Raw genomic sequence first — 15,538 nt, forward strand, 5'->3', positions numbered from 1 at the left:
TGAGACCCCGCTGTTATCGGCGCGTTTTATTGCTCTCTAATTAAATAAGCTTTCCTTTAACACGTCATTATTTTTCCGTGATAACCATTTATTGTGATAAATAGCAGGTTAATTATTTCAACAAGCCACTACATTTGTTTCTGGAAAAAATTACGCTCAGGGAAAAGAGATGAGCCCTATTATTTATTTAACCCTTGAGGGCAATATTCAGGGACAGATTTCCGCTGGCTGTGGGTCAGTGGCCTCTATCGGCAACCTCTACCAGCTGGGGCACGAGGACGAGATTCAGGTATTGAGCCTGAAGCAGACAGCGCGCGACTCACGGGGCTGCACGGGCCATCACAGTCTGGATTTTTGCAAACGCCTGGATAAAAGCTCGCCGCTGCTTAGCAACGCCATTAATAATAATGAATACCTTAAACTTACGTTTGATATCTATCGCATAAATAAATTTGGCCGGCTGGAGAGGTTTTATCTTATCGAACTTCGCGGCGCTACGCTGCAATCCATCCATCAGACGTTTACGGCCAGTCATCCAGACTATGAATATATATCGGTGCGCTACGATTATATTCTTTGCCGTCATCTGATCGCCCAAACCGAATTCGATTACTTGCTGACGCCGGACAATTTCAACCGTCTTTTTCCGGTCGTGCAGAAAACGCTGCTTTCACCGGAGCCACCGCCGCGTAAGGTGACGCTGGTACTGGGCGTATTTTTCGACGGCACGGGCAACAACGCGGTGAACACGCAAAACATGTTAAAGACCCTCACGGCGCAGCACTATGATATTGATAACCCCAACGCTGAAAGCATACTTGCCAGAAATACGTCAGAGAAAATGGGGATCAGCGGCATAGGGGCGGGCAGCTACCTTGGATACTATACGAATATTCATTGGCTGAATGAATTATACGAGCAAAACTTCCCACCAGACGGCAGATACACCCAAGGTTTTGTCTATGTTGAAGGAATCGGCACTCGGGCAGGCGAACCCGATGACCCGATCGGGCTGGGGCTCGGCACCGCAGAAACGGGGATTATTGCCAAAACGGACGACGCGGTGGCGCAGCTGGCTAAAACGATAGATGCCACCTTAGCTTCACTGAAGGGGAAGTTTGTCGTCGATAATCTGCTGTTTGATATCTTCGGTTTCAGCAGGGGCGCAGCGGCGGCCCGGCACTTTGCAAACCGTGTTCAGACAAACGATCACAGCATTCAGGATGCCATAACGACAGGTATGCGAAAATTTACCTATCGCGGCACGCCGACCGGTAATACCCGCTTTCTCGGCATTATGGACACCGTAGCCGCAGTCGGCACGGTGACGAACGGCCTCAACCCGCATAGCGCCGATACGGGCAGCGTCAATATCGCACTGCATCCCGGCGTCGCGCAGAAGGTGTTTCACATCACCGCCGGACACGAATGCCGCTATAACTTTGCCCTCAACAGCGTCGCTCCCGCCTGGCCGGAACTGGAACTTCCCGGCGCCCATTCTGATATCGGCGGCGGTTATCTGCCGCAGCTTCGCGAGGATCTCTACCTTACCCGCCCTCAGGTTGAAACGCTGCCCCAGAGCAAACCCGGAACAGCGTCCCGCGTATACCAGCAGACCCTGGCGCAGCTTGAGGAGCTGGCGCACACGCCGGTCATTATGCCCATCACTCATTCTCACACCATCTCTCCCGAAGTCTGGGAGGACGATTATGCGCCTGCCGATCGCTACAGCCAGCCGCAGAAACGTACCTTTGCGGCCCTGACGCTACGCCATCGCATCGTGAGATATGACTGGTCGAAGGTGGTATTACGGGTGATGGTCGATGCGGCGACAGATGCGGGGGCGGTGTTTATGGATCTGGAGAAGATGAATGAGCATCGTATTCCGGAAGAACTAAAACCGTTTTGTGAACGCGCGCGGAGTATGGGGAAAGCGGTTCGTCAGCATACGACGGCGTCCGGTTTTACACCTGAAGAGGTAGACGCGATTGCAAGCAACTATATCCACTGCTCAGCGCACTGGAACGCGGTGCAACTCAATCTGTCCGGCGAATTACAGGGCGGCGCTTCCGCTTCTGAAACGGTCAGCTTTGTGAACAGGCCGGACACCAACTGGAGGAGAACGATTTACACTATGGACGGAAATAAACGATGAAACTACGCAACCTGTTTGCCGTTGTTCTGCTGCTGACAGCCGCTGGCTGCGGCCCCCAAAAAACCTACCCGTTGCAGTCCAGGCAGGCCGCCAGCGGCGACTGGACACTGCCCTACGGCGAATGGAGCTTTTCCTTCATCACGCCAAAGGATTTGATCGCTGAAACTACCCATGCCCGGGTCATCGATACGGATGGTTATCTTTATACCTTTAACTCGCTCGATCAGACTTCTCAAAGTCCAGATTCTACAGAGAAATGGTCTTCGGCCGTGCATGGCGGAGGAGTATATTTCAACAAAGTCAAAAAACCGCCGCAGTACATCGTCTTCTGCTGGGATTCCTATGCCGATCAGAAAACCTACCAGACCAGCGCTATGTTCGGGCCGGAAACCTGGCAAAGAATGAAAACGCCTGCCGACCATATCTGGAGTAATGGTGATTTAGTCTGGTATGACAGAATGGTGTTTGGCCTGTCACCCGGCGGAAAGGTCAAAATCTGGTTTTCGGATGTTGCCGGACGCCCCAGCATCCCCGTTAAGCCCAGAACGCTGGTGACCCGCTCCGGCAAGGGTCTGACCCTCTGCAAAGACTTCGAGACCCCCGTTGAAAACTACGTTCAGTCTATTGAAGAGATCGGCAAAGGCAGGACCTACCCCTACGGAAACTGGGATTAACAGGGATAAAAAATGAAGATAAAAGACGGCCTTATTCTCGCTGTGTTAGTCGCCCTCGCTGGCTGTGCGACGCAAAAAACCTACCCATTGCAGTCCAGGCAGGCCGCCAGCGGCGACTGGACACTGCCCTACGGCGAATGGAGCTTTTCCTTCATCACGCCAAAGGATTTGATCGCTGAAACTACCCATGCCCGGGTCATCGATACGGATGGTTATCTTTATACCTTTAACTCGCTCGATCAGACTTCTCAAAGTCCAGATTCTACAGAGAAATGGTCTTCGGCCGTGCATGGCGGAGGAGTATATTTCAACAAAGTCAAAAAACCGCCGCAGTACATCGTCTTCTGCTGGGATTCCTATGCCGATCAGAAAACCTACCAGACCAGCGCTATGTTCGGGCCGGAAACCTGGCAAAGAATGAAAACGCCTGCCGACCATATCTGGAGTAATGGTGATTTAGTCTGGTATGACAGAATGGTGTTTGGCCTGTCACCCGGCGGAAAGGTCAAAATCTGGTTTTCGGATGTTGCCGGACGCCCCAGCATCCCCGTTAAGCCCAGAACGCTGGTGACCCGCTCCGGCAAGGATCTGACTCTCTGCAAAGACTTCGAGACCCCCGTTGAAAACTACGTTCAGTCTATTGAGGAGATTGGCAAAGGCAGAATCTACCCCTACGGAAACTGGGATTAACACACATAAAAAATGCCGTTCGTTGACCGAGCGGCATTTTTTTCACATCAATCAGGCATTATTTGTTCAGCTTGATAACCTGCTTCACGTCGATTTCAAACTCGTTCCAGTCTTTATCGATTTTCCCCTGAAGCTCGACTTTATCCTGTGGCGTTACCGTCACGCCGTTCCAGCGCTTGTGATCGATCTCAACCACCACCGTGCCGCTTTCGTCGCGGAAGGTGTAACGGTCATCGGACAGGCGCTCGGTGATATTACCGCGCAGTTTCACCCAGCTGTCGTCCTTCATGTCTTTCACTTTAGCCGCGGTGGTGAGGTTGGCGTTGTTATCGACAAAGCCGCCCTGCTGGGTTTGCGTCTGGGTCTGTGTTGCAGATGGGCCCGTGAAGCCGCCCTGTGCAGCAAAAACAGGGGCAGTGGTCATCATCATGATGGCAGCAATTGCAGCGTATTTTTTCATCTTTATCTCTCCCTTTAATGTCGTTTCACAATCCATTAAACAGGGTAAACCTTAACAACTTCTTAAGGGGAAAATTTATTTATTTTTACTGTACAGCATGCGCGTGCAGAAGGTTTACTGACGGCATCAAGGAGGGACAATGCGCATTTTACTGGTAGAAGACGACAAGCTTATCGGCGATGGCATCAAAGCGGGCTTAAGCAAAATGGGCTTTAACGTGGACTGGTTTACCGACGGTAAAACCGGGCAGGCGGCCCTGTACACCGCGCCGTACGATGCCGTGGTGCTGGACCTGACGCTGCCGGAGATCGACGGCCTTGAGATCCTGCGCGCCTGGCGCGAAAGCGGTAAGAGCGAGCCAGTGCTGATCCTGACGGCGCGGGATGCGCTGAACCAGCGCGTGGAAGGCTTACGCCTGGGGGCGGATGATTACCTGTGTAAACCGTTCGCGCTGATTGAAGTGGCAGCCCGCCTCGAAGCGCTGGTGCGCCGCAGTCACGGGCAGGCGCGCAGCGAGCTGCGTCACGGCAAGGTCACGCTCGACCCGACAAGCCTTGTCGCCACGCTGGACGGCGAAACGCTGGTGCTTAAACCAAAAGAGTTCGCCCTGCTGGAACTGCTGATGCGCAACGCGGGCCGCGTGCTGCCGCGCAAGGCTATCGAAGAGAAACTCTACAACTGGGATGATGACGTCTCCAGCAACGCCGTCGAAGTCCATGTACATCATTTACGCCGCAAGCTCGGCAGCGAATTTATCCGCACCGTGCACGGCATCGGTTATACCCTGGGTGACGCATGAAACTGACCCAACGCCTGAGCCTGAAGCTGCGCCTGACGCTGCTCTTTTTGCTGCTTTCCCTGGCGGCCTGGTTTGCCGCAAGCGTGGTCGCCTGGCACCAGACGACCGACAAGCTCGATAAACTGTTCGATACCCAGCAGATGCTGTTTGCCAAACGGCTGCTGACGATGGACGTGGACGAACTCCGCGCGCCGGAACGCATGCGCGAGGTGCCGAAAAAAGCGAAACACGGCCATCTTGACGACGACGCGCTGGCCTTCGCGATCTTCACCGCCGACGGCAGCATGGTGCTTAACGACGGCGAGAACGGGCGCGACATCCCCTATCACTACCGCCGGGACGGGTTTGATGACGGTCGGTTGCAGGATGACAGCGACGAATGGCGTTTCCTGTGGCTAACCTCCCCGGACGGGAAATACCGCGTGGTGGTCGGTCAGGAGTGGGAGTACCGACAGGATATGGCGCTGGACGTGGTCAGTTCGCAGCTGACGCCGTGGCTGGTGGCCCTGCCCGTGATGCTGCTGTTGCTGATTGTCCTGCTGAGCCGGGAACTGAAGCCGCTGAAAAACCTGGCGCAGACCCTGCGCTCGCGCTCGCCGGATGCGACCGATACGCTGCCCACCCACGGCGTGCCGACGGAGGTTCGCCCCCTGCTTGATGCGCTTAACCATCTGTTTGCCCGTACGCAGGAGATGATGGCCCGCGAGCGCCGCTTCACCTCGGACGCCGCCCACGAGCTGCGCAGCCCGCTGGCCGCGCTGAAGGTGCAAACCGACGTGGCGCAGCTTTCCCACGACGATCCCGAGGCGCAGTCTAAAGCGCTGGGGCAACTGCATGCGGGCATCGACCGCGCCTCCCGGCTGGTGGACCAGCTTCTTACCCTGTCGCGCCTGGATTCACTGGATAACCTTGATGACGTCGAACCCGTGGCGATGGCTGATTTGCTGCAATCCGCGGTGCTGGACATCTGGCATCCGGCGCAGCAGGCGGGCATTGATGTTCGGCTCAACGTTAATGCGCCCGAGGTGATGCGTCATGGGCAGCCGCTGCTGCTGAGCCTGCTGGCGCGTAACCTGCTGGACAACGCCGTTCGTTACAGCCCGCGCGGCAGCGTGGTGGACGTGACGCTGAATACCCAAAGCTTTACCGTGCGCGATAACGGACCGGGCATTTCTCCTGAAGCGCTGGCACGCATCGGCGAGCGTTTTTATCGTCCACCCGGGCAGGACGCCACCGGCAGCGGCCTGGGGCTGTCTATCGTGAAGCGTATCGCAACGCTACACGGGATGCGCGTCTCGCTGGACAATGCGCCCCAAGGGGGCTTTGCGGTGACCGTCAACTGGTAAGATTATTGCGCTTAGCGCAAAAGACTTTGCACATTTTGCTTATTTTTCCGCTCCGTCCTCGCGCGTAGAATACCCGGCATACTCTCAGCAACGAGGACAAATAATGAGCAACATTCTGATTATCAACGGCGCAAAAGAATTTGCGCACTCTAAAGGCCAGCTGAATGACACCCTGACCGAGGTCGCGGATGGTTTTCTGCGCGACGCCGGACATGATGTTAAGGTCGTGCGCGCGGACAGCGATTATGACGTGAAGGCCGAAGTGCAGAACTTCCTCTGGGCCGACGTGGTGATCTGGCAGATGCCGGGCTGGTGGATGGGCGCACCGTGGACCGTGAAAAAATACATGGACGACGTGTTCACCGAAGGTCACGGTTCGCTGTATGCCAGCGACGGTCGTACCCGTTCAGATGCGTCTAAAAAATACGGTTCCGGCGGCCTGATTCAGGGCAAAAAATATATGCTCTCCCTGACCTGGAACGCGCCTCTTGAAGCGTTCACCGAGAACGATCAGTTCTTTGAAGGCGTGGGCGTAGACGGCGCGTATCTGCCGTTCCACAAGGCTAATCAGTTCCTTGGCATGACGCCGCTGCCGACCTTTATCGTCAACGACGTGATTAAAATGCCGGACGTCCCGCGCTATATCGCAGAATATCGCAAGCATCTCGCGGAAATTTTTGCTTAACTGTTAGCCTGGAATTAGAAGGAGTTAACCATGCTTACCGTAATTGCTGAAATCCGTACGCGTCCCGGCCAACATCACCGCCAGGCGGTGCTGGATCAGTTCGCGAAAATCATCCCGACCGTTCTGAAGGAAGAAGGCTGCCACGGCTACGCGCCGATGGTGGATGCCGCTACCGACGCTAGCTTCCAGGCAACCGCGCCAGACTCCATCATCATGGTGGAGCAGTGGGAAACCGTCGCCCACCTTGAAGCGCATTTGCAGACCGCGCATATGAAAGCGTGGAGCGATGCGGTGAAAGGGGATGTTCTTGAAACCCACATCCGTATTCTGGAGCAAGGGGTTTAAGTTCTGTGAAATTTGCCGGGTGGCACTGCGTTTACCCGGCCTACAACTTTCCCCCGCAGGCCCGGTAAGCGTTAACGCCACCGGGCTTTTTTTATCACCTTACCGCTCAACTGCTATGCTTATTCTGACTTCATGTTTAACAGGAGGATGGAATGGGTCTTTTTAACTTCGTGAAAGAAGCAGGCGAAAAGCTGTGGGACAACCTGACCGATCATAAGGGTCAGAGCGACAAAATCACCGAGCACCTCAAGAAACTCAACATTCCCGGTTCCGATAAAGTTCAGGTTAACGTCACCGACGGCAAGGCCAGCGTAACGGGCGACGGACTGACGCAGGAGCAGAAAGAAAAAATCCAGGTCGCCGTCGGCAACATCGCGGGCGTCAGCGAGGTGGAGAACAATATCACCGCAACGGACGCCAAAGATGAAGCAACCTACTATACGGTGAAATCCGGCGACACCCTGAGCGCCATCTCTAAAACCGTGTACGGCGATGCCAACCAGTACAACAAGATCTTTGAGGCGAACCGCCCGATGCTCTCCAGCCCGGATAAAATTTATCCCGGCCAGACGCTGCGTATTCCTAAGGCATAACGTCTGAGGCTATTGGTTCACGTCGCGCAGAGGAACAGCATGAAAATCGCTTGTCTTGGCTGGGGCTCGTTAATCTGGAAAAGCGGCGCGTTACCGGTAGCCGGTGAGTGGCAAACCGACGGGCCATCACTGCCCGTCGAGTTCTGCCGCGTAAGCGATGGCGGCGAACTGGCGACCGCCATCTGCATGAACGCGCCCGCCCTGCCTGTGCTTTGGGTATGGCTGAACGCCACTTCGCTCAGCGTGGCCTCTCAGGCCCTGCGCGAGCGGGAGGGCATTCCTGCCGATCGTTGCGATGGTATCGGCTCGCTGCTGATAACCGGACGCAACGCGGGAGTGATCTCAACATGGGCGAGGGAGAGAGGAATTGAGGCGCTCATCTGGACCGGGCTTCCCCCCAGAAGCGCGTCGCAGGAAGGCAGGGTTCCTGCCGTGGACGAGGCCATCGCCTATCTCGACGGCCTCAGCGGACAGACCCGCAGCCATGCGCGGGACTATATTTGCCGCGTGCCTGCCCAGCTTGATACGCCCTACCGGCGCGCCATAAAAGAGGTGCTTGGGTGGTGATCCCCCTGCCCGTTACCAGTACAGCTTCCAGCTCTGGGTGAAGCGCACCAGCGCCTCAACGTAGAAGTAATCGCCCCAGCTTGCGCACTCATCCACGCCTTTGTTGCTCGCCAGGTGGTATACCGAGTGCTTCAGGATCCCGTTGCCCTTCTCGTCTTTGCCCATCAGATAGTGCTTCGTCAGCGACGACATGATGCCTTTCGCCCACTCCAGATAACCCTCCCGGTCCGGATCCGTCACCGGCAGATGCTTCACCAGTTCCAGCAGCCCGCACACCGCAATTGCTGCCGACGACGAGTCGCGCAGCGCGTCGGTGCCCACCAGCGCCAGATCCCAGTGGCAGACGTAATCCTCCGGCAGGCGGTTGAGGAAGTAGTTCGCCAGCCGTTTCGACAGGGCAATCATCGTTTCATCGCCGGTATAGATATAGCTCAGCAGGAAGCCGTAAATCCCCCATGCCTGCCCGCGCGACCAGCACGAGTCGTCGGCATAGCCCTGCTGCGTGTTGCCGTAGCGCGGCGCGCCGGTTAACACATCCATATAGTAGGTGTGGAAGGTGGACGCATCGTCACGAATAAGGTACGTCGCCGCCTGCATGACGTGCGCTTTGGCCGCGTCGGCAAAACGCGGATCGCCCGTTTGCTCGGTTGCCCAGTAGAGCAGCGGCAGGTTCATGTTGCAGTCGATAATCATCCGTCCGGCCTGATCGGGATCGGAGAGATCGCCCCACGCCTGGATGATCTTCGCCTTCTCATGGAAGCGCTCCAGCAGCGCCTCCGCCGCCAGCAGCGAGAAGCCGCGCGCCTCGCGGTTGCCGGTCAGTCGCCAGGCCGCCACGCAAGAAAGCGTGTACAGGAAGCCTAAATCGTGGGTGTTGGTGTCGTTGCGCCCGGCGATGCGCAGGCCAAACGAGCGCACGTGTTTTTCCGCCATCGCGCGAAATTTCTCCTCGCCGCTCATCTCCCACGCCAGCCACAGCTGGCCGGTCCAGAAGCTGGTGGTCCACTCCACGTTTTCGGTCAGCGGATAAAAGCCCTCTTTACAGGTCTCCGCCGGGAATTTGTCGCCGAACGCCGTTAAATGACGGCTAATCAGGTCGAGAACGTGGCCGCGGGCCGAACTCAGCTCATCGCTGAACGCGCGGGAATCAACGGGCGCAGCGATAGCGGACAGACGTTCCTCTTTGATACGACTTAACATATTTCGGTTCCTTCTTTGACGGCGTAATTAACGTGTTGACGTTTCTGCTACGTTCAGCGCACGGGCCCCGCGCCACTTGCTCTGACAGGCGGATAACGTAAAGGCAGAAATAAGGGTAAAGGTCAGCGCCGTAGCGCCCATGATGATATAGGTGTGCTCAAAGCCGATGCGGTCGTACATATAGCCGGCAGGAGAAGAGACCACCACGTTGCCAACGTACAGCATCGCCTGATAGCCAAGTAAATACATGGTGGCATTGACGCGCTTGTCGAAATGCTCGGCGATATATTTAAAGACCGACACCAGCAGCAGGCATATTTCCAGGCCGTACAGCGGCTTAAGCACGGAAATTAACAGGTGAGAGTCACACATGCCGGAAATAATCAGACGCGCCCCGACAATCAGCCCGACAATTAACAGCCCGCGCTTGGCGCCAATAAAATTCACAAACAGCGGGACCACCATATACATGACAAATTCCATGCCCGACTGCACCGTACCGAGGTAGCCAAATACCGCGTTGCCCTCGTGAATATCGTCGAAGAAGGTGACGAAATAGCGCGAGAACTGCTGCTCGGCGATAAACATCATCCACGCCACGCCCGCCACGTACAGGCAGAAGGCCCAGAATTTTCGGTTTCGCAGCAGGGCGTAAACGTCAGACGGAGAGATTTTCTCTTTCGTCAGCACCTCCCCTGCGTGAGCGGAGTTAGTGTTCACTTTCAGGTTCAGCAGGACGATAAGCATCACCACCGACGCCACGCTGCCGAGAATAAAGTTGTACGCAGGTGAGAGGTTAAACAGCAGGCCGGAGAAGGACGACGCCACCGCCCAGCCGAGCGAGCCCCACATACGAATTTGCCCAAACTCCATGCCGTTCAGGCGGCTAAAGCGGTCGGAATAAGATTCGCACGCCGCCACGCCCGCGTACCAGGCAAAGCTTAAATAGAGCGCGCCGATAATAATCCCCAGCAGGGTGTTGGACATTAACAGCGGCTGGTAAACATAAATAAAGAACGGAGCCATTAGCGCCGACATGATCACCACAAAATAGAGCAGGTATTTGCTCATGCCGATCTTATCGAGAATATAGCCGTAGATCGGTTTGAGAATAACGGAGAAGATCCCGTTAACCGCAAAGACGGTTCCAATCACCGACCCGCTAAGATTGGCTTTCTGGCCAAGCCAGATCGCCAGCAGGCCAATACTGGCGGACCAGGTAAAGAAATAGAGAAAAATAAAGCTGCTGATTTTGTAATATTCCGTTCTGCTGGTTGTCGATGTACTTTTCATATCATCCTCGCCGATGTGTAGGGCCAGATTTTTATAATGTGAACGACAGCTTACGTTCGCTTCCGGGTTCGTGGATCACAACCTGGTGATGGGTAATGTTCAGCTGCGGTACTGCCGCAGCTATCGGTTTTTCGCAGGCCAGGACGGCGCAGCAAAGCCAGCTCTCCCCCGACGGGAGTTCGGTTTGCAATAGCGGAATGGAGGCGCACCCGGCAAACATCACGCTGCTGTTGGGCGGGGTGACGACGCTGCCCGGCGCGCGGGTGATATCGGGCGAGAGATCGACAATCGCGCTGCTGCCGTTTTCTGCCGTCAGGTAACTTCCCCGCTCGCGCAGCTGGTGGTCCGTTTTCAGCACCGCAAAGCCGCCCTCGACGGTTTGCAGGGTACGCGCGCTGTTGATACGGTGCAGGCGCAGGTGCCACTCCCCGAACGGGATCTGCCAGGTCTCTATGTGCACGTCGCGCCACGGCGACCAGCGCGAAAAAATATAGTTTTCATCCACCCGAACCTCGTCGCATTCGCGACGTCCGCGGAAATAGTCGTCTCCGTCCGCCAGCAGCAGCATGGAATCGCAGGCCGCATGCTTCAGGCCAAAACGCCCGCGCTCAATGGTGAAGCCGAAGCGGCTGGAGTAGGCAAATTTGGTGTATTTCGCTTCGGTGTTGACGTAGTTGTTCAGCTCCAGCTGGCCGGCGGTGAGCATGACGACGTGCTGAGAGTCTTTCGAGTGCATCAGGATCTGCTGCGCGTGCGGGATCATGCGCGTCTCAGCCAGCGCGGGCAGCGGCTGCTCGTCGGCCTGCCAGAACGGATGCGTCTCCGGCAGCGCCAGAATCAGGTAGGTTTTCAGCGCCCAGTACGGTGAACCGGGGGAGTTGTAGTCCTCGCACATCGCCAGGTTCGGGCAGGCAAAACCGAGGGTGAGAATGCCGTCGCGGTCAGTAATCGGCTGCTGCTGCCACCAGCGCAGATGCCGCAGCACGATGCCCTTCACGATGCCTGGCGTGAACACGTCCAGCCCGGAAAAGGCCACCGCGCTCCAGAAGGCGACCATCGCAAAGCGGTAGGTCAGGCTGCGGCCAAACGGAACCGAGGCGCCGTCGGCGGCGGACCAGTAGATAAAGTCTTCCGCGAAGAGGCGCGAGCGCTCTCGCAGTACCTCCGCCCTTGCCTCGTCACCGCTCAGGGTGGCATAAATCAGGCCGTAGAAGTGGAAGGCCATGGAGATGTAGTAGTCTTTCGGGCGGCCCGGGCCATCGGAATACCAGCCGTCGCCGAGGTAGTAGGCGTCCATCAGCGTAAAGCGACGGTCAATGGCGGCCTGGTCGTACGGCAGCCCGGCGCGCTTAAAGCCGAGCTGAACCATAATGGCAAAATAGTTCCAGTTGCTGTCCGGCATCTGCGCATCGGTGATTTGGTTGAGCCACGCGTGCAGGTTCATCACCTCGCGTCCGGTAAAGCGCGCGGTGAGCGTCTCCCCCAGCAGAGCAAGTCCCAGACCGTAGGCCGCCATCTCCACCAGACGCTGATCGTACGGGCCGGTTTCGCCCCAGTAGCCTGTGCTTTGCGGGTCGGTACCGATCTTGATGGCGGTAAGGTACTTCTCGCTGAACGGCGTGCTTTCGCCGGACGCCATCAGCGGAAACAGCCCCCACAGCGCGCGGGAAAGGCCCTCCATCTGCGCAATATCCGTTGTGTAATGGGCGCAGGTATCACCCAGCGAGAACCGTGAACGGTTTGCCGGAAATTGCGTGTCCAGCGCTTGTAAAAGCTCATTCAACGACGCCACCACATCCTGGCGTGAAGACAACGGATTTGATTTTTCTTTGTTTGCCGCCCACATCGGTTCGCCCTCGTAATCAACTGCGGCAAAGCATAGTGAATCCGCAAGGGGCAGAAATGTTAGCCGTGTCACAGGCATGAACGATGAATAAACCTCCAGTTGAGAAAATTTAAAAAGGTGGTTTATAAAGACGGTCAGACGGGAAAAAGTTGAGTTTTATTGCACTATGCGCGACACGCCGACATCCGACCTTCTGGAACTGATCGCCCTGAACGATACCGTGGCCTCGTTCAGCCGCCTGTTTGCCAATACCGTGCGCTACCATCACTGGCATCAGTGTCTGGAGATCCTCTACGTGGAAGAGGGCTTTGGCGTAGCGATCGTCGATAATCGTCACTACACCATGCGCCCCGGAAGGCTGTTTTTCTTCCCGCCTTTTACGCTGCATAAGGTGATGGTGGACGAACAGGCAGAGGCGATTTACCGCCGCACCATCATTCACCTCGACCAGCACGCGGTACTGAAGATCCTGCGGGATTTTCCCCAGAGCCGGCAGCGGCTGGAGCGGCTGTCACGCCGCGGGGGCGAAGCGTGGGTCGCCGATTTAGCCCACTGCCATCACTATATCGACCATCTGTTTGGCTGCTACAAACCGCCGATGAACAGCGAGAGCATCGCCAGCCTGCTGATCGGGCTGTTTGCGATGCTTCCCGCCGATCGCGACGGTGAGCCGGGCAACAGCCAGGGGATCGCCAGCCGGGTGATGTTCTGGCTCGACGAGCATTATCAGGAGAAATTTCGCCTGGACGCGCTGGCCAATGAGCTGGGGAAATCCCGCAGCTACGTATCGCGAAAATTTCATGCGGAAACGGGCGAAAAAATTCATGACTATCTGAATACGCTAAGGTTGCGTAAGGCGTGTGAGTGTTTACTCCACACTGATTCAAGCGTGCGTGACATTGCCGCACAGACGGGTTTTTCCGACGTGACGTGGTTTATCAGCGCGTTTAAAAAAGGGATTGGCGAGACGCCGTTGCAGTACCGGAAAAACCATCGTGCGGTGTGATCGAGGGGACTGCTCACGGCTTATCATCCAGCCCACAGGGAGAAAGTGTAAATCAACCGCTCTTCTTGCCCGGCTTTAACCCTCGGTGAAATTCGTTGATGCGCTTCATGGACCTGATGGTGCGCTGCGGCTCGGTGGAGGCGACGGACAAAATAATCATCTCCAGACACAGCAGCACCGTGCCGTGCAGCGGGATTTTGCCCTTCTCGCCACCGCGCGGGACGTGGATCACCACGCTGGCCTCTTTGCTAAAGCGTGAGTCAGTGGCGTTGGTCAGCAATATGGTGGGAATGCCCAGGCGCTTCGCTTCACGCAGCGTCGTCAGCCCTTCCCGGTGCGCGGATTTTTGCGCCATCATCACCAGCACATCACCGCGCTGTAAGGCTATCAGCTGTTCGGCGAGGCCGATACCGGTGCGGTTGAGTGGGATCGCAGGCAGGCCGATGCGGCTAAACAGGCGGGAGGTGTACTCGGCCAGGATGCCGGATGCGCCAATACCAAAAATTGCGACCTGTCTCGCCTGCGCCAGCAGCGACACGGCCTGCGCCATCGCGTAACGGTTACCCGGTTCGGATAACACATTACAGGTATGCTGATGCCCTTCCAGCACAAAATCGATGCTCGCGTTGACGTCACTGGTCAGCGTATTCACCGTGGTGGACATCTTCTCGCTGGAGGTGACCACCGGACCAAACCACTGCTCAAGCGTCTGCTTGAGATCCCGTAGGCCGCCAAACCCCAGCGCCTGAATGGCTCGCACCACGGTGGCGTCCGAGGTTTTTAGCACTGCGGCGATCTCCATGGCCGTCTGTTCCATAACGGCTTCACGGTTTTCATTGATATAGCGCGCCACCTGGAGCAGGCGCGGTGTCAGCTGGTGCGCCCGCGAGCGAAAGCGGTCGCCGTAGACATCTATTTTTCGAATCATCGTGCAGCCTCCGGCAGCGGACGACCCGCTATCTGCGACTGCACCTGCGCGACCATCAGTCCTAGCGAAGCGAACGAATTTGAGATTGCTTCCTCGCGGGAGATCAGCACGTAATGCCCGGTCCGGCAGGCGTTAAGGAACTGGCACCAGCCCGGCATCACCGCGTCCATCGCCGCCAGCTCGTCCTGCGGTTTACCGCCGGTATCACCGCGCCAGGTGGCAAAGACGAAATCAGCATCCAGCTCCGGCAGGCGCTCGGCGCTGACGTCGATGCGCCCGCCCTCCGGGATGCTCTCAATCAACGGCGGAAAGGTAAATCCCGCATCGCGCAGTACGCGCCCAAGTGAATGGTAGCTGTGCATGGCGTTAATCTTTCCCTGGTTAGCCTGAATCACCGAGACGGTGATTTTGCGGGTATCGATGGTCGCCTTTAGGGCCTTGATTTGCTCCTGGTAGCGACGCTCCAGAATCTTCAGCTTCGCCTGCGTGCCGGTCAGCTGTGCCAGCTTGCGGTAGATTTCCGGCGCGCCGCCGTCCAGGTGATCGATACTCACCGTCGGGGCAATTTTTTCCAGCTGTTCCACCGGCGTGTTGCGGGTTGGCTCAGTGACGATCAGGTCCGGCTTCGCGGCGGCGATGGCTTCGATATCGATATCCGCGGTGCCGATGAATGTGATGTCGGCATTATCAAAATCGATGCCCGTCAGCATACCGCTGGAACGCAGAAAATGGCTGCCGTCCGGTCGGGTACGGCCATGGCTGGCAACCGGCGGTACGCCAAGCTCGATCAGCGGAATGGTAATATCCAGGTCGTGCAGGGAAACAATTCGCTTCGGCTTAACCGGCACCACCACTTTGCGGTTCAGGTCGTCAGTAAACGTCTGCGTTGGCTCTGCGGCTCCGACAGCAAAGCCCACCAGCAGCAGCATTGAGAAAAGTACGCGCATCACA

General features: G+C 56.8%; 16 protein-coding genes. 10 read left to right on the forward strand and 6 right to left on the reverse strand.

Annotated elements, in window-relative coordinates; translation table 11 throughout:
* Window positions 1-169 precede the first annotated feature (169 nt).
* The 3 genes from tssD to DBR02_RS06660 are packed head-to-tail and all read left to right on the forward strand — an operon-like array spanning window position 170 to window position 3,519.
* On the forward strand, window positions 170-2,155 hold the full coding sequence (tssD, locus tag DBR02_RS06650) for a type VI secretion system tube protein TssD (RefSeq protein ID WP_107533801.1): 1,986 nt from the start codon (window positions 170-172) through the stop codon (window positions 2,153-2,155).
* A complete protein-coding gene (locus DBR02_RS06655; protein ID WP_107533803.1) occupies window positions 2,152-2,829 on the forward strand; it encodes a DUF2931 family protein in 678 nt (225 codons plus the stop codon). Before tssD ends, DBR02_RS06655 begins: the two co-directional genes overlap by 4 nt.
* A 12-nt stretch (window positions 2,830-2,841) precedes the next feature.
* On the forward strand, window positions 2,842-3,519 hold the full coding sequence (locus tag DBR02_RS06660) for a DUF2931 family protein (RefSeq protein WP_107533805.1): 678 nt from the start codon (window positions 2,842-2,844) through the stop codon (window positions 3,517-3,519).
* A gap of 58 nt (window positions 3,520-3,577) precedes the next feature.
* Here DBR02_RS06660 and DBR02_RS06665 read toward each other — a convergent pair whose 3' ends face one another.
* A complete protein-coding gene (locus DBR02_RS06665) occupies window positions 3,578-3,979 on the reverse strand; it encodes a YgiW/YdeI family stress tolerance OB fold protein (protein ID WP_063867755.1) in 402 nt (133 codons plus the stop codon).
* Between the two features lie 139 nt (window positions 3,980-4,118).
* Between DBR02_RS06665 and qseB the strand changes: the two genes are divergently transcribed.
* The 6 genes from qseB (at window position 4,119) to DBR02_RS06695 (ending at window position 8,314) form a co-directional block, all read left to right on the forward strand.
* The gene (gene qseB / locus DBR02_RS06670) at window positions 4,119-4,778 is read left to right on the forward strand and encodes a quorum sensing response regulator transcription factor QseB (RefSeq protein WP_063867753.1); all 660 of its coding nucleotides are present in this window, start codon (window positions 4,119-4,121) and stop codon (window positions 4,776-4,778) included.
* Window positions 4,775-6,124 carry a quorum sensing histidine kinase QseC gene (gene qseC, locus DBR02_RS06675; RefSeq protein ID WP_107533807.1) on the forward strand — a complete coding sequence of 450 codons (1,350 nt, stop codon included), beginning with the start codon at window positions 4,775-4,777 and terminating at the stop codon, window positions 6,122-6,124. Before qseB ends, qseC begins: the two co-directional genes overlap by 4 nt.
* 103 nt (window positions 6,125-6,227) lie before the next feature.
* The gene (locus tag DBR02_RS06680; RefSeq protein ID WP_063451173.1) at window positions 6,228-6,809 is read left to right on the forward strand and encodes an NAD(P)H-dependent oxidoreductase; all 582 of its coding nucleotides are present in this window, start codon (window positions 6,228-6,230) and stop codon (window positions 6,807-6,809) included.
* A gap of 30 nt (window positions 6,810-6,839) precedes the next feature.
* Window positions 6,840-7,154 carry a putative quinol monooxygenase gene (locus DBR02_RS06685; RefSeq protein WP_008502984.1) on the forward strand — a complete coding sequence of 105 codons (315 nt, stop codon included), beginning with the start codon at window positions 6,840-6,842 and terminating at the stop codon, window positions 7,152-7,154.
* 152 nt (window positions 7,155-7,306) lie between these two features.
* Window positions 7,307-7,747 carry a peptidoglycan-binding protein LysM gene (gene lysM / locus DBR02_RS06690; protein WP_003862507.1) on the forward strand — a complete coding sequence of 147 codons (441 nt, stop codon included), beginning with the start codon at window positions 7,307-7,309 and terminating at the stop codon, window positions 7,745-7,747.
* Window positions 7,748-7,786: 39 nt separating this feature from the next.
* Window positions 7,787-8,314, forward strand: a complete 528-nt coding sequence (locus tag DBR02_RS06695; protein ID WP_064909951.1) for a hypothetical protein — start codon at window positions 7,787-7,789, stop codon at window positions 8,312-8,314.
* Window positions 8,315-8,326: 12 nt separating this feature from the next.
* Here the strand turns inward: DBR02_RS06695 and DBR02_RS06700 are convergent, their stop codons facing one another.
* The 3 genes from DBR02_RS06700 to DBR02_RS06710 are packed head-to-tail and all read right to left on the reverse strand — an operon-like array spanning window position 8,327 to window position 12,653.
* A complete protein-coding gene (locus DBR02_RS06700; protein WP_107533810.1) occupies window positions 8,327-9,514 on the reverse strand; it encodes a glycoside hydrolase family 88 protein in 1,188 nt (395 codons plus the stop codon).
* Window positions 9,515-9,541: 27 nt separating this feature from the next.
* Window positions 9,542-10,807, reverse strand: coding sequence for an oligosaccharide MFS transporter (locus tag DBR02_RS06705; protein WP_107533812.1), 1,266 nt, complete (start codon window positions 10,805-10,807; stop codon window positions 9,542-9,544).
* Window positions 10,808-10,838: 31 nt separating this feature from the next.
* Window positions 10,839-12,653, reverse strand: coding sequence for a DUF2264 domain-containing protein (locus tag DBR02_RS06710; protein ID WP_107533813.1), 1,815 nt, complete (start codon window positions 12,651-12,653; stop codon window positions 10,839-10,841).
* A 166-nt stretch (window positions 12,654-12,819) separates the two neighbouring features.
* Between DBR02_RS06710 and DBR02_RS06715 the strand changes: the two genes are divergently transcribed.
* Window positions 12,820-13,659 (forward strand): helix-turn-helix transcriptional regulator, encoded by an 840-nt coding sequence (locus DBR02_RS06715; protein ID WP_063867740.1) that lies wholly within the window; start codon window positions 12,820-12,822, stop codon window positions 13,657-13,659.
* A 52-nt stretch (window positions 13,660-13,711) separates the two neighbouring features.
* On the opposite strand, the gene DBR02_RS06720 is transcribed toward DBR02_RS06715, so the two are convergent.
* Both DBR02_RS06720 and DBR02_RS06725 read right to left on the reverse strand, forming a co-directional pair.
* Window positions 13,712-14,587, reverse strand: a complete 876-nt coding sequence (locus DBR02_RS06720) for a MurR/RpiR family transcriptional regulator (protein ID WP_063451166.1) — start codon at window positions 14,585-14,587, stop codon at window positions 13,712-13,714.
* Complete coding sequence (locus DBR02_RS06725) at window positions 14,584-15,534, reverse strand: iron-siderophore ABC transporter substrate-binding protein (RefSeq protein WP_107533815.1); 951 nt, start codon at window positions 15,532-15,534, stop codon at window positions 14,584-14,586. Before DBR02_RS06725 ends, DBR02_RS06720 begins: the two co-directional genes overlap by 4 nt.
* Window positions 15,535-15,538: the final 4 nt, after the last annotated feature.

It is taken from the genome of Enterobacter cloacae complex sp. (assembly GCF_900322725.1).
Lineage (GTDB): Bacteria > Pseudomonadota > Gammaproteobacteria > Enterobacterales > Enterobacteriaceae > Enterobacter > Enterobacter quasihormaechei.

Coding starts and splice junctions, on each gene's coding strand:
- DBR02_RS06705 (WP_107533812.1), bottom strand. CDS start 10,807: ATGAAAAGTACATCGACAACCAGCAGAACGGAATATTACAAAATCAGC.
- DBR02_RS06695 (WP_064909951.1), top strand. CDS start 7,787: ATGAAAATCGCTTGTCTTGGCTGGGGCTCGTTAATCTGGAAAAGCGGC.
- tssD (WP_107533801.1), top strand. CDS start 170: ATGAGCCCTATTATTTATTTAACCCTTGAGGGCAATATTCAGGGACAG.
- qseC (WP_107533807.1), top strand. CDS start 4,775: ATGAAACTGACCCAACGCCTGAGCCTGAAGCTGCGCCTGACGCTGCTC.
- lysM (WP_003862507.1), top strand. CDS start 7,307: ATGGGTCTTTTTAACTTCGTGAAAGAAGCAGGCGAAAAGCTGTGGGAC.
- DBR02_RS06685 (WP_008502984.1), top strand. CDS start 6,840: ATGCTTACCGTAATTGCTGAAATCCGTACGCGTCCCGGCCAACATCAC.
- DBR02_RS06660 (WP_107533805.1), top strand. CDS start 2,842: ATGAAGATAAAAGACGGCCTTATTCTCGCTGTGTTAGTCGCCCTCGCT.
- DBR02_RS06665 (WP_063867755.1), bottom strand. CDS start 3,979: ATGAAAAAATACGCTGCAATTGCTGCCATCATGATGATGACCACTGCC.
- qseB (WP_063867753.1), top strand. CDS start 4,119: ATGCGCATTTTACTGGTAGAAGACGACAAGCTTATCGGCGATGGCATC.
- DBR02_RS06710 (WP_107533813.1), bottom strand. CDS start 12,653: ATGTGGGCGGCAAACAAAGAAAAATCAAATCCGTTGTCTTCACGCCAG.
- DBR02_RS06715 (WP_063867740.1), top strand. CDS start 12,820: ATGCGCGACACGCCGACATCCGACCTTCTGGAACTGATCGCCCTGAAC.
- DBR02_RS06655 (WP_107533803.1), top strand. CDS start 2,152: ATGAAACTACGCAACCTGTTTGCCGTTGTTCTGCTGCTGACAGCCGCT.
- DBR02_RS06680 (WP_063451173.1), top strand. CDS start 6,228: ATGAGCAACATTCTGATTATCAACGGCGCAAAAGAATTTGCGCACTCT.
- DBR02_RS06700 (WP_107533810.1), bottom strand. CDS start 9,514: ATGTTAAGTCGTATCAAAGAGGAACGTCTGTCCGCTATCGCTGCGCCC.
- DBR02_RS06725 (WP_107533815.1), bottom strand. CDS start 15,534: ATGCGCGTACTTTTCTCAATGCTGCTGCTGGTGGGCTTTGCTGTCGGA.
- DBR02_RS06720 (WP_063451166.1), bottom strand. CDS start 14,587: ATGATTCGAAAAATAGATGTCTACGGCGACCGCTTTCGCTCGCGGGCG.